This is a genomic window from Flavobacterium bizetiae, assembly GCF_024271895.1.
GTDB lineage: Bacteria > Bacteroidota > Bacteroidia > Flavobacteriales > Flavobacteriaceae > Flavobacterium > Flavobacterium bizetiae.
In genome coordinates this window covers 737,774-751,173 of record NZ_CP091861.1, presented here as the reverse complement: position 1 = coordinate 751,173, position 13,400 = coordinate 737,774, and the positions used below count along the sequence as shown (strand labels likewise).

The following is a 13,400-nucleotide window of genomic DNA, read 5'->3' as shown; positions in this document are numbered from 1 at the left end:
AACAAATATAAATTAAATTATGTATCATTGTAATACCAAATCATTAATATTTTATTTATTTAACATAAAAAACTTACACAATGGCTAAAGTATTGAAATTCAAAGATGTAAACTCTGACGTTGAGCACAGAATGAAAGAATTTGAGAAAATTCGAATTAAATTTAAAGCTGATGTAAAAAAGGCCGAAGCTAAAAAAGCAACTGCCGGAAAAGAGGGGAAAGGCCTTCTTAAATCTATTTCTGAATTTTTTGCCGATACGCCTAAGGCACCAAAGGCTCCTGCCCAGCCAAATACTAAAAAATAAACCCCTATATAACAAGAAAAAATAATCTGGCATACATCAATCTTTGGGCTGGAAAAGAATTAACGCTCCTTTGGGAGCGTTTTTTTTGATTAAATTGTTATTTTTGCCCATCAAAATTTAATAAAATGTCATTACCAAAAGCGTATTTCCTTATATTCTTAGTTTTAATTGTAGATCAGCTTTCAAAAATATACGTAAAAACAAACTTTGTTTTAGGTGAAGAAGTTGTGGTTTTTGATTGGTTTAGAATTCATTTTATAGAAAATGAAGGAATGGCCTGGGGAACAAAAATACCGGGACAATACGGGAAATTAATTTTGACTGTTTTTAGAATTTTTGCTGTTTTCGGAATTGCATATTGGTTGTCGGATTCGATTAAGAGACGTCATTCTAATTATTTGATCGTGGCAATTGCATTAATTTTTGCAGGTGCTGCCGGAAATATCATAGATTCTATTTTTTATGGGATTATTTTTGACGACAGTCATGGTAATCTTGCAACATTATTCTCGCCGGAACCTTACGGAACATGGTTTCATGGTTTGGTAGTAGATATGTTTTATTTTCCTCTTTGGAGAGGTACTTTGCCAGCCTGGTTTCCGGTTTGGGGAGGTGAAGAAGTTTCTTTCTTTAATGCTATTTTTAATGTTGCCGATATGGCGATTTCTACAGGTGTTGGGATTTTATTGTTTTTTAATAAAAGAGCATTCCCTAAAACTGCATAATATTTCAAGAATTTCAAACGAGTAAAATTCCGGATTCCAATATTCTATGCGATAAAAAGCATCAAGCATTGGAATTTGGAATTTTTGTTTTTTAGAATTCCAAAATCTTACATTATTGGGGTTTAATATTAATTGTGCTATTTTTACATTATAAAACTAAAGTTATGCAAAGTCCGTCCTTTTCCCTTTATGATGCCTCTGCAGGTTCAGGAAAGACCTATACTTTGGTGAAAGAATATCTTAAAATTATTCTTTCTTCTCCTAAAAACGATGCTTATCGAAATATTCTTGCTATAACTTTTACCAACAAAGCGGTTCATGAAATGAAAAGCCGTATTGTGGGAAGTTTGTCTGAGTTTACAAAAGATGAGCCTTCTGCAAAAGCATCAGATTTAATGGAAGATTTGTCTCGTGACACGGGGCTTTCGATAATTAAAATCAAAACAAAATCGCAAAATATCATCAAGCATCTTATTCATAATTATGCTGCCTTTGATATTTCTACAATCGATAAGTTTACACATAAAGTGATTCGTGCTTTTGCGCATGATCTTAATTTGCCAATGACTTTTGAGGTTACTTTGGATACTGAAAATTTATTGACAGAAGCTGTCGACGCTATTATTGCTCAAGCCGGACAAGACGAAACGCTAACTAAATTGCTAATCGATTTTACGATGGAAAAAACCGACGATGATAAAAGTTGGGATATCTCTCGTGAAATTTTAGATACAGGAAGATTGGTTTTGAATGAGAATAATAGAAATGAAATTTCTCATTTTCAGGATAAGTCTATTGAGGAGTTTGTAGTTATAAAAAAGAAAATGCTGGCGCTTTGCAAAGAGCTGGAATCTCAAAATGAAGGTTTTGCTACAGAAGCACTTGCTTTGATCAATAAAAACGGAATTGATCTGAAATCTTTTTCTCGAGGAACTTTTCCGAACCATTTAGAAAGTATTCGGGACGGAAAATTCAATCCGCGAAATAAAACGTTTCATGAATTTGATGATATCGCGATTAATAAAACGGCCAAAGACAAAGCTTTAATAGAGAATATTATTCCGGAGTTGCTTCAAATTCTGGAGAAGATTTATAAAAATTTCGAAAAAAGAGATTTTTATAAAGCCTTTCTAAAAAATATAACGCCGCTTTCTCTCTTAAATACGGTGAGTAATGAGTTGGTGAAAATCCAGTCAGAACAAAATATCTTATCTATTTCTGAATTTAATGCGATCATTCATCGTGAAATTCAGAATCAGCCCGCGCCCTTTATTTATGAGCGTATTGGTGAGCGTTACCGTCATTTTTTTATTGACGAATTTCAGGATACTTCAGAAATGCAATGGCAAAATCTGATTCCGCTAATCGATAATTCACTTTCTGGTTTAGATGATTTAGGAAACAAAGGAACGTTGATGATCGTGGGAGATCCTAAACAATCGATTTATCGTTGGAGAGGTGGTAAAGCAGAACAATTTATAGAATTAAGTAAAGGTTTAAATCCTTTTAATAATCCTGAAAAAGTAATAAAACATTTAGATACAAATTATAGAAGTTATAGCGAAGTAATTGATTTTAATAATGCCTTTTTTAAACTGATTTCTACTGAATTTTCAAATGAAGATTATAAAAACTTATATGAAAATCATAGTTTTCAAAACTCAAATTCAAAAAAAGGAGGTTATGTCAATATTTCTTTTCTTCCAATAATCGAAAAATCAGATTTTGCAGATGACGAAGATGTAGTCGAAAAATCAGATTTATATGTTTTAGCGACATTAAATACAATTCAGAAAGTAGTTCGTGAAGGTTTTGAGTATAATGATATTGTTATTCTGACTCGAAAAAGAGATCAGGGAATTGCAATAGCTAATTATCTGACAGAGCAAAATATTCCGCTTTTGTCTTCAGAAACCTTAATGATTCAGAATGCAACAGAAGTTCGTTTAATTGTTCATTTGCTAAAATATTTAAACAATAGTGCTGATCTTGAGTCAAAAGCTAATTTTCTGCATTTTTTAGCTTCGAACAAGGAACTTCAAATGCCAGTTCATGATTTTATCGCTCAGGGAATGGCTCATAAGTTAGAAGTTGATTTCGAAAAATGGCTCCTAACTTTTGATGTTGCTTTGTCTTTTGAAAATATTCGAAAAAAATCACTTTACGAAGCGGTAGAAATTATCATTTCGAAATTTTTACCTCTTTCGGAAGGAAATGCGTATGTGCAATTTTTTCTGGATATCGTTTTAGAACGAGATATTAGAAATCAGGCCGGGATTGCAGACTTTCTTAGCTATTGGGATAAAAATGCAGGAAGGTTTAGTATTCCTTCTCCCGAAGGAATCAATGCGGTGAGAATTATGACCATTCATAAATCGAAAGGTTTGGAATTTCCTGTGGTGATTATGCCTTTTGCAGAAGAAGATTATAATCGAAAGCCAAAAGATAAATTATGGCTTGATACAGATGATTCTGGATTAGATATTCCAAAAGCATTAATTGATAATAGCAGCGCGGTTGAAGGTTTTGGTGAAAGTGCATCGGCTGTTTTTAATTTAAAGAAACAAGAAGAATTACTAGATAATATTAATGTTTTATACGTGGCATTAACTCGTGCCGAAGAACAATTATATGTGATTTCGCAATCTTTAAAAGAAAGAAAAGATGGTGAATTTCCGAGTAATATGGCATCTTTTTTTATTAAATATCTAATGAATAAAGGCGTTTATGATCCGGAAAAATTAGAATACGAATTTGGAAATAAAGCCAAACTTTCGAAAGCGACAGAGTTAATCGATTTGGTAAAAACAATTCCCGTCGTTTTAGATGTTTTGAATCCTAAAAACATCAAAATAGCGCAACGAGAATCCTTAATGTGGGGAACGCATCAGCAAGAAGCAATTGCTTACGGAAATATAGTGCACGAGATTTTAGCTTTTATTAAAGATAAATCAGATGTTGATTTAGCAATTACAAAAGCGCTCGAAAATGGTCTGATTACAATTGATCAGGTGGATATGGTTTTGAAATCGCTTCGCGAAATTGTAAATCATCCTGAATTAAGTGTTTGTTTTGATGATAATTATAGTATTTTGAATGAGCAAACAATCGTTCAGAAAGAGGGAAGGATATTAAAGCCGGACAGAATTGTTTTAACTCCAAATAAAGAAGCTTATCTTTTAGATTATAAGACCGGAGCGATAAATTCAAAATACACGCAACAAATTCAAGAATATCAGGATGCTATTGAAGATTTAGGATACAAAGTGTTAAAAAAGGCTTTGGTGTATATAGGAACAGAAATCGATGTAGTAAATTTGTGAAGAAATTAATCAGATGTTAAAGAGATATTTAGATCTTAACAGGTTTAAGTTGTTAATTTTTAACGTTTTAAATAAATAAAAATGTACGGTAAAATAAAAGAACATTTGCAAAGTGAGTTGCAAACTATTGAAGAAAACGGAATTTTTAAAAAAGAACGAATTATTACTTCTGCTCAGGATGCAGAAATTACAATTTCGACAGGAGAAAAAGTTTTGAATTTTTGTGCCAACAATTATTTAGGACTTTCATCGCATCCAGAAGTGGTACAAGCTGCAAAAGATGCTATGGATACTCATGGTTTCGGAATGTCGTCAGTTCGTTTTATTTGCGGAACACAGGATATTCATAAAACATTAGAGCAAAAAATTGCTGATTTTTATGGTACAGAAGATACAATCCTTTATGCCGCTGCTTTTGATGCAAACGGTGGAGTTTTTGAACCGTTATTAGGAGAAAACGACGCGATTATTTCTGATAGTTTAAATCATGCTTCTATTATTGACGGAGTTCGTTTGTGTAAAGCAGCACGTTACCGTTATGAAAACAGTAATATGGAAGATTTAGAACAGCAACTTATTAAAGCTAATGAAGCCGGAGCTCGTTTTAAATTAATTGTTACTGATGGGGTTTTCTCTATGGATGGTCTTGTGGCGCCTTTAGATAAAATTTGCGATCTGGCAGATAAATACGATGCAATGGTAATGGTTGATGAGTGTCATGCTGCAGGATTTATAGGAGCTACCGGTAAAGGTACGCTTGAAGCAAAAGGTGTTATGGGTAGAGTTGATATCATCACCGGAACTCTTGGTAAAGCACTTGGAGGAGCAATGGGAGGTTATACAACTGCCAAAAAAGAAATAATAGAATTGTTACGTCAGCGTTCACGTCCGTATTTATTTTCAAATTCATTAGCGCCAGCTATTGTTGGAGCTTCTATAAAAGTTTTTGAATTACTAGAAAAAGATACTTCTTTGCGTGATAAATTAGAGTGGAATACAAACTACTTTAAAGACGGAATGAAAAAAGCCGGTTTTGATATCATTGATGGAGATTCTGCAATCGTTCCTGTGATGTTATATGATGCGAAATTATCGCAAACAATGGCCAATGAGCTTTTGAAGCAAGGGATTTATGTAATAGGATTCTTCTTTCCTGTTGTACCTAAGGAAAAAGCCAGAATTAGGGTTCAGTTATCCGCTGCACATACCAAAGACCACTTAGATAGGGCGATAGAGGCCTTTATAGTTGTCGGAAAAATGTTAAAAGTTATATAATTTCCACATACGGAAATTTTTGTAGGTTTTTTTTAACATTTCATTTTGTATTTAAAAAATTTGGTGTTACTTTTGCTTGTAATTAACTAAATTGTAATTAAAAAAAATTAAGTATGAAACATCTTAACAAACTTTTAGTTGCTGTGATGATGGTGATGGGTTTAAGTTCTCACGCACAAGACAGTAACAATCCATGGGCTATCTCTTTTGGAGTTAATGCCGTTGATACTAGAACAAGTTCTGGATCAGGAAGTGGTTTCTTTCAACAACACTTTTCTCAGCCTTTCGCTGTAAAAGACAACTGGAATATTCTTCCTTCTCTATCTTACATTGGTGTGTCTAGATATGTAGGTAGTGGTTTTTCTGTTGGTTTGCAAGGATCTGTAAACAAAATTGATAAATATGTTACTTTTCTTCCAACTGCTGCAGGGCATGATTCAAGAGGTAATGTTGTAACTAATCCTGGTGATTTAATGTACTACGGAATTGATGCTACTATTAAATATAGCTTCCAAGAATTAATTAAATCTAAAGTAATCGATCCTTCGTTATCTGTTGGTGGAGGTTACACTTTCTTTGGTGATAGCAGCTACGGAACAGTTAATCCAGGTGCTGGAATAACTTTCTGGTTTACAGATGCTATCGGTCTTGAGCTTGCTACAAGATACAAATGGGCAGTTAGTGGTGATAGACAAGAATCTAATGGAACAGCGAATACTCCTGGAACTCCAGATGCTGTATCTCACTTCCAACACACTGCAGGTTTAGTTTTCAAATTCGGAGGTAAAGATACTGACGGAGACGGAATCTACGATAAAGATGATGCTTGTCCAGACGTTGCTGGTTTAAAACAATTCAACGGATGTCCTGATACTGACGGAGACGGAATCGTTGACGCTAGTGATGCTTGTCCAACTGAATTTGGTTTAGCTGCATTAAACGGATGTCCTGATAGAGACGGAGACGGAATCGCTGATAAAGATGATGCTTGTCCAGATACTCCAGGATTGAAACAATTCAACGGATGTCCTGATACTGATGGAGATGGTGTTCCGGACAAAGATGACAAATGTCCTACAGTTGCTGGTCCTAAAGAAAATGGTGGTTGTCCTTTCTTAGACGCTGATAAAGATGGTGTTGCTGATAAAGATGATGATTGTCCTACAGTTTACGGTCCTGCTTCTAACAGAGGTTGTCCTGAAGTAACTACTGAAGCATTAGAAGATCTTAAAGTTCAAGCTAGAGCGGTATACTTTAACTCAGGAAAAGCTACTTTCAAAACTGGTGACAAAGAAACTCCAGCTAGATTAGATGCTATTAAAGAAATCCTTAAAAACTATCCAAACGCGAAATTCTCTATTGAAGGACACACAGATAGTACAGGTTCTGCAAAAATCAATGACAAACTTTCTCAAGATAGAGCAAACGCTGTTATGAATGCATTAATCGAAAGAGGTGTTAATCCAGAAAACTTAGTTGCTAAAGGATTTGGATCTTCTCAACCAGTTGCAAGTAATAAAACTGCTGCAGGTAAAGCACAAAACAGAAGAACAGAAATTAGACACATTGGTTCTAAATACCAAGGTAAAATCTAATTTACTTTCTAAATAAATACTAAAAGCCATTCTTAATTGAATGGCTTTTTTTATTTTTATCAAATGATAAATACTTCTTTTCTCGGAAAAATTGCAGCCGTTATAATTCAGGATTATTCGGATAAACTTACTGAAACTACTATTGTTTTGCCAAACAAAAGAGCTAAGGTTTTTTTGATTGAAGCTTTGAAAAATGAAACGGACAAAACTATTCTTTCCCCGGAAATTATTAGTATCGAAGACTTTGTACAAGATGTAGCATCTATTCGATCTATAGATTCAATTGAGCTTTTGTTCGAGTTTTATGAAGTTTATCTTTCTGTAACAGAAAAACAACATCAGCAATCATTTGAATTATTTGCCAATTGGGCCAAAACACTTTTACAGGATTTTAATGAAATCGATCGTTATTTATTAGATCCCGTTCATGTTTTGTCTTATTTGAATGATATCGAAGACATCAAAAAATGGGGAATTGAGGTTGAAAATAAAACCAAGCTTCTGGAAAATTATATTGATTTCTGGAAACTTTTGCCTTTATACTATGATTCATTGTACAATCACTTACTGAATAAATCAATCGGGTATCAGGGATTGATTTATAGAGAAGCTGTAAATAATCTAAATCACTTTTCGAATACAATTTCAAACAGAAATTATATTTTCGCCGGTTTTAATGCTTTAAATGCTGCCGAAGAAAAAATTGTACAACATCTATTAGCATTAGATCAGGCTAAAATTTATTGGGATGTAGATCAAACCTTTCTTAATGATCCGTATCACGATGCAGGACTTTTTGTGCGTCGTTTTAAAGAAAACTGGAAACATTATAAATCAAACATTTTTGAATGGATTGTAGATGATTTTTCTCAATCTAAGAATATTCAGGTAATAGGAACTCCTAAAACAATTGGCCAGGCAAAACTAGCCGGAAGTATTGTAGAAAATATAATCAATGAAAACCCTGAAACTTCATTGGATAAAGTTGCTATTGTACTGGGTGAGGAAAATTTATTGATGCCGGTTTTATATTCATTGCCTTCTTCTGTTGGAAGTTTGAATATTACGATGGGATATTCCGGAAAAAATAATCCGTCGCAAATATTGATTGCAAAATTATTTAAAATGCATACCAATGCACTTTCCCGTAAAGGCGATAGTTATGTATTTTACTATAAAGATGTACTTGATATTTTAACCCATCCTTTGGTGGAGCCTTATGCAAACTCTGGTAATTTGGTTAGAATCATCAAAGAAAATAATTATACTTTTATTACGCATAGCCGAATTATTGAACTCAATTCCTATCCGTCGCAATTGTTTAAATTGTTGTTTCAGAAATGGGAAAACGGATCGATTGCAGTTCTGGAGAATGTATCGGCACTTTTACTTTTAATAAAAGAAAATTTTAGTAATGATAATGAAGAAGAAAAGATTGCAAAAGCGTTTGTTTTTGCAGTTTTTAAAGTCATTAATAAATTGATTAATTATTATTCTCAACATCATCATATCGACAATATAGATACTTTGCATGCTATTTATAAGCAAATTATTGATGTAGCCGAAGTATCGTTTGAAGGTGAGCCTTTGCATGGTTTGCAAATCATGGGAGTCTTGGAAAGTCGTGTTCTGGATTTCGATACCGTAATTGTAACTTCTATGAATGAAGGAAAGTTTCCTGCAGGAAAATCTCAGAATTCATTTATTCCTTATGATGTTAAAAGAGAATTGGGTTTGCCAACTTTTAAAGAAAAAGATGCTATTTATACTTATCACTTTTATCACTTGTTGCAGAGAGCGAAGAATATCTATCTAATTTATAATACGGAAAATGATGGCTTAGATGCCGGAGAACGAAGCCGTTTTATAACACAATTAGAAGTCGAAAAGCAGTCAAAACATAATCTAACATTTGATATTTATAATCCTGTTTTGCCAACATCGGCATATCAGCCAATGATCGTAGATAAATCTGATGCGGTGATGGAACGTTTAAAGGAAATCGCAACTGCAGGTTTTTCGCCTTCGGCATTGACGAGTTATATTCGAAATCCAATTGAATTTTATTTTCAAAAAATACTTCGTATTCGTGAAGTAGAAGAGGTCGAGGAAAATATCGCGCTAAATACATTAGGAACGATAATTCATGAAACATTAAAAGCATTGTATGATCCTTTTGTAGAGAAATTCATTTCGGAAGCAGATATCGAAAATTGTTTTAAATTGCTGGATGATGAAGTTCTCAGACAATTTAAAGTAGTTTATAAAGAAGGTGAAATTAAAAAAGGGCGTAATCTTTTAGCTTTTGAGGTTGCGAAGCGAAACGTTTCTAATTTCCTAAAAATGGAATTAGAGGCCATCAAAAACGGAGACGCAATAAAAATCATAGCTTTAGAAAAAACATACGAACGCGAATTAAACCATCCTAAATTGCCATTTCCGGTTTTAATAAAAGGAAATGTCGATAGAATTGAATTGCGCAACGGAAAAGTCAGAATCATCGATTATAAGACCGGTAAAGTCGAAAAAACGAATGTTGTACTGAAGTCCTGGAACGGATTAACACAAGAGCTTAAAAACGATAAAATCATTCAGGTTTTGGCATATGCGTTTATGTTCGAAAATGAAGCCGCTGGTTTGCCTATTGAGGTAGGTATTATTTCTTTTAAAAATCTAAAATCAGGATTTCTTCCTTTTGGGTTTAAAGAAGAAAAGGAATTGGATATGGTAGTTTCAAACGAGATTTTGAAGAATTATATAGAAGAAATCGTGATTTTGCTTACGGAGATCTTTAATGTTAATATTCCTTTTGAGGAGAAAATCGTATAAAGTATCAGAAAGCTAAATAATATATTCGAATTTTTTAAAACCACTTTAGTCATTAACTTGACTGTTGGTGCTATTGCTGTTGTATTGGGCGGGTTTGATTATTTTTTTATAATGTTCCTGAGTTTTGGTTTTTTGATGAGCATTGGTTTTAAGGAATTGTATAGAAGAAATGATTATTTGTTTTATTCGAATAACGGAATTTCAAAAATCTGGCTTTTAATTTTGAGTTATCTGATGACTTTTGGTGCTACAATTCTAATAGGCTTGATTGTCTTTTTAATAAAGAAAATATTTTGAAAAAACATATTTTAGAAGTCGACGGAATTCAAAAGAAATACAATGACAGAGTAATTCTTTCTGATGTTTATTTAAAATGTGAAACCTCGCAGATTATTGGTTTGTTAGGAAGAAATGGTTCCGGAAAATCAACTTTATTAAAAATAATTATCGGGTTACTATCGGCTCCAAACAAATGTATCCGTATAGATTCGGTTTCAAAAAATAACGAAAATAATGTATTCAACGATATTAGTTATTTGTCGCAGGAACAATTTATTCCAAATCATTTGTCTGTAAAAAAGGCAATTCTATTATCGATCGATAAACAAAAAATAAAATTTTTCTGCGAAGATGAGTTTATTCAGCCTATTTTGGGTAAAAGAATAAATCACTTGTCTGGTGGAGAACTGCGATATCTCGAAATAAAAATAGTCCTTTTTAACTCTTCAAAGTTTGTTTTGCTCGATGAACCTTACAACGGATTGTCGCCAATAATGATAGATGTAGTCAATGAATTAATAAAAGAAAATTCAGAAAAAAAGGGAATTGTGATTACCGATCACAATTATGAAAATGTAATCAAAATTTCGACTCAGGTTGTTTTGATTAAAGATGGTAAAACGCATTACATCAGGAATAATGCAGAACTTTTTGAGAAAGGTTATTTGGTAGATTTGGAGCTTTTGTAGGGGGCTTTTAGCTAAAAATCTTTTTAAAGAATCCTTTTTTTGCGCGTTCCTGCAAATCAGGATTATTTATACTTCCGTTTTCAAAACGAAATCTTCTAAATTTCATCAATTTTACATTTAAGTCAAAACGTAGTTCGTCAACAGTTTTTGTTTCCATAATTTTTTTTGCAAATCTATGAAAAACTTCGACTAAATCTCGTTTGTTACAAGCGTTGGAATAACATTTAAGATATCTGAATTATAATGTTGCTTTTCCATACAAATATTCTTTTTTTGTTAACGTTTTTTGAAAAGTTTATTTTAAAATTTAAGAAACACTATGGTATAATTAAAAGTGGTTCAAATGGTTAGGTGTGCCTTTTTTTTAACAAGTGTTTATCGGACAATTCTGTTTATTAAAATATCTTTGAACTTCTTAAAAAATGAAATAATAAGAATATGATTGATTTAAACACACTCGTACAAGAAACAGGAGCCGAATCCGGATTAACTTTTAACATAGATGGTATCTTACTCGAATCGGTTAATTTAGAGTATGACGGCAACGTCGCGGCAATGATTGGAATGATATTAAAGATGTGTTTAGAAATGTCTGAAGATGTAAATAACGGAGATCTTAAACAAGTCATGATTAAGAACAAAGAAGGTATTGTGGTGGCCAACAAAGACGAATACGATAACTGTGTTGCGCTGCTTTCTAAAGATATAAGTAAGATGGGACTTTTGCTTCGCAAGATGGATACCGTTTTCAATAATTAATTTAAATACAATTAAAACATGTCAGATTTTTTACAGAATTTCCAAAACGATTTAAAAGAAAATATTAACGGATTTATTGCTGTTTCAGTAACCGAGGTTGAAACAGGAATGTCTTACTGTTCTCTTTCTTTGAATCCAAATTTTGACCCGGAATTAGCATCTGCTTATAATTTAGAAGTTGTAAAAGCAAAGTTAAATGCTATTAAAGCTTTAGGATTAGATCAAAAAATCAATGATATCTTAATAACACTTACAGATCAAATACATATTATAGATGTGTCTGAAGATGGAAAATACTTTATTTATTTAGCAGTTGACTCAACGAAAGCGAATCTTGGATTAACAAGAGCAACTTTGGCTAAATTCAAAAAAGACATTATATCAAAATTATAAGTTTGCCCCAATAATGAGAAAAAGGCTGTTCAAAATTTTTGAGCAGCCTTTTTTGGTTTTATAAAGTTTTGTAATTATTCGAAAAAATCCAATAGAACAGTTTTTAGTTCTTCTTTATTTTCAATCTGGCTCATGTGCCCGTCTTCAAAAGAAACCAGTTTTACGTTTGTATTTTCGATTTGAGTACTGTTTTCTTCGTAGTTTAAAACAGGATCTTTTTTGCCTAAAATCAATAAAGTGGGAAATAGATTTTGTTTTAAAAGAGATTCTCTGTCTTTCCTGACTTTCATTCCTTCAAGCGAGGCAACGATTCCTTGCAAAGGTGTTTTTAGCGCCTGAACTTTTGCTTTTTCTATTTCATCCGCCAATCTTGTTCTGTTGTTTTCACTGAACAAATTACCAATGGCAAGACTTACAAAGTTTACATAGTTTTGTTTTACCGCTTTTATAGCGCGATTTCGATTTATTTTTTTCTCGTGACTATCGGCTTTTGATGTCGAATTTAATAAAACCAGTTTGTTGATGTTCTTTGGGAATAATTCGGCGAAAGCCAAACCAACATAACCACCCATAGAATGCCCAAGAACTGTCGCTTTCTCAATTTTTAAATGTTGTAAAACTTCCTGAACGACGTTGGCATTTTCCTCCATAGAATGAACATATCCCAAAGAATCAGATTCGCCGTGACCTAATAAATCAATGGTGATAACGCGGTATTTATCAGAGAAGAACGTAATATAATCTTTCCACATTTTTTTGTTTTCTAAAAAGCCGTGAAGCAAGACAATTGTAGTTCCGTCACCTGAATCAGTATACGAGATCTTGGTGTTTTTATATGATAGAGTTTTCAAAATAATGTTTTAAGTTTAAAGTACAAAGATAAGAAATGACAAAACCATACAAGGGATATAAGTTCATTTGAGTTAAAAATAGTAGTTATCGCGTTCAACTTTATTCTGATATTTAAACCATATAAGTTATATAAGTTCATTTTAGTTTAAAAAAAGTTATTCAATTCGCTCTTAATACTAAATATTCAAAGCATATAAGCTTATGTGAATTTGAAAAAAAACATAAAAATTATGATTTAAATGAACTTGTATCACTTACATGGTTCAAAAAATACGGTCATTCGAACTGTTTTTAAGAACATTAAATGATTTTGTTATTTTAAATTAGTCTTAATTATGCTTGTTATTGCTTTAAATTCTATATTTTTGCATCGTTA

Annotated in this window: 11 protein-coding genes; 9 read left to right on the top strand and 2 right to left on the bottom strand. The window is 32.6% G+C overall.

The features are described from left to right. The first annotated feature begins 80 nt into the window (after positions 1 to 80). From L0669_RS03540 to L0669_RS03510, 7 genes are all read left to right on the top strand, one after another. A complete protein-coding gene (locus L0669_RS03540; RefSeq protein WP_263761369.1) occupies positions 81 to 305 on the top strand; it encodes a hypothetical protein in 225 nt (74 codons plus the stop codon). Between the two features lie 125 nt (positions 306 to 430). Continuing rightward, on the top strand, positions 431 to 1,030 hold the full coding sequence (locus L0669_RS03535) for a lipoprotein signal peptidase (RefSeq protein WP_263761367.1): 600 nt from the start codon (positions 431 to 433) through the stop codon (positions 1,028 to 1,030). 164 nt (positions 1,031 to 1,194) lie between these two features. Continuing rightward, on the top strand, positions 1,195 to 4,353 hold the full coding sequence (locus L0669_RS03530; RefSeq protein ID WP_263761365.1) for a UvrD-helicase domain-containing protein: 3,159 nt from the start codon (positions 1,195 to 1,197) through the stop codon (positions 4,351 to 4,353). A gap of 81 nt (positions 4,354 to 4,434) precedes the next feature. Continuing rightward, positions 4,435 to 5,628, top strand: a complete 1,194-nt coding sequence (gene kbl / locus L0669_RS03525; protein ID WP_263761363.1) for a glycine C-acetyltransferase — start codon at positions 4,435 to 4,437, stop codon at positions 5,626 to 5,628. A 113-nt stretch (positions 5,629 to 5,741) separates the two neighbouring features. Further along, on the top strand, positions 5,742 to 7,223 hold the full coding sequence (locus tag L0669_RS03520) for an OmpA family protein (RefSeq protein ID WP_263761361.1): 1,482 nt from the start codon (positions 5,742 to 5,744) through the stop codon (positions 7,221 to 7,223). A 63-nt stretch (positions 7,224 to 7,286) separates the two neighbouring features. Further along, positions 7,287 to 10,052 (top strand): PD-(D/E)XK nuclease family protein, encoded by a 2,766-nt coding sequence (locus L0669_RS03515; protein ID WP_263761359.1) that lies wholly within the window; start codon positions 7,287 to 7,289, stop codon positions 10,050 to 10,052. Between the two features lie 293 nt (positions 10,053 to 10,345). Continuing rightward, entirely contained in the window at positions 10,346 to 11,020 is a 675-nt protein-coding gene (locus tag L0669_RS03510) for an ATP-binding cassette domain-containing protein (protein ID WP_263761357.1), read from the top strand. A gap of 7 nt (positions 11,021 to 11,027) precedes the next feature. Here L0669_RS03510 and L0669_RS03505 read toward each other — a convergent pair whose 3' ends face one another. Beyond that, positions 11,028 to 11,177 (bottom strand): hypothetical protein, encoded by a 150-nt coding sequence (locus L0669_RS03505; RefSeq protein ID WP_173970473.1) that lies wholly within the window; start codon positions 11,175 to 11,177, stop codon positions 11,028 to 11,030. A gap of 281 nt (positions 11,178 to 11,458) precedes the next feature. Between L0669_RS03505 and L0669_RS03500 the strand changes: the two genes are divergently transcribed. Continuing rightward, a complete protein-coding gene (locus tag L0669_RS03500) occupies positions 11,459 to 11,779 on the top strand; it encodes a roadblock/LC7 domain-containing protein (protein ID WP_173970545.1) in 321 nt (106 codons plus the stop codon). 18 nt (positions 11,780 to 11,797) lie between these two features. Further along, a complete protein-coding gene (locus L0669_RS03495; RefSeq protein WP_173970472.1) occupies positions 11,798 to 12,172 on the top strand; it encodes a hypothetical protein in 375 nt (124 codons plus the stop codon). Between the two features lie 74 nt (positions 12,173 to 12,246). Here the strand turns inward: L0669_RS03495 and L0669_RS03490 are convergent, their stop codons facing one another. After that, complete coding sequence (locus L0669_RS03490; protein ID WP_263761354.1) at positions 12,247 to 13,023, bottom strand: alpha/beta fold hydrolase; 777 nt, start codon at positions 13,021 to 13,023, stop codon at positions 12,247 to 12,249. Between the last annotated feature and the right edge of the window lie 377 nt (positions 13,024 to 13,400).

Coding starts and splice junctions, on each gene's coding strand:
- L0669_RS03540 (WP_263761369.1), top strand. CDS start 81: ATGGCTAAAGTATTGAAATTCAAAGATGTAAACTCTGACGTTGAGCAC.
- L0669_RS03535 (WP_263761367.1), top strand. CDS start 431: ATGTCATTACCAAAAGCGTATTTCCTTATATTCTTAGTTTTAATTGTA.
- L0669_RS03530 (WP_263761365.1), top strand. CDS start 1,195: ATGCAAAGTCCGTCCTTTTCCCTTTATGATGCCTCTGCAGGTTCAGGA.
- kbl (WP_263761363.1), top strand. CDS start 4,435: ATGTACGGTAAAATAAAAGAACATTTGCAAAGTGAGTTGCAAACTATT.
- L0669_RS03520 (WP_263761361.1), top strand. CDS start 5,742: ATGAAACATCTTAACAAACTTTTAGTTGCTGTGATGATGGTGATGGGT.
- L0669_RS03515 (WP_263761359.1), top strand. CDS start 7,287: ATGATAAATACTTCTTTTCTCGGAAAAATTGCAGCCGTTATAATTCAG.
- L0669_RS03505 (WP_173970473.1), bottom strand. CDS start 11,177: ATGGAAACAAAAACTGTTGACGAACTACGTTTTGACTTAAATGTAAAA.
- L0669_RS03500 (WP_173970545.1), top strand. CDS start 11,459: ATGATTGATTTAAACACACTCGTACAAGAAACAGGAGCCGAATCCGGA.
- L0669_RS03495 (WP_173970472.1), top strand. CDS start 11,798: ATGTCAGATTTTTTACAGAATTTCCAAAACGATTTAAAAGAAAATATT.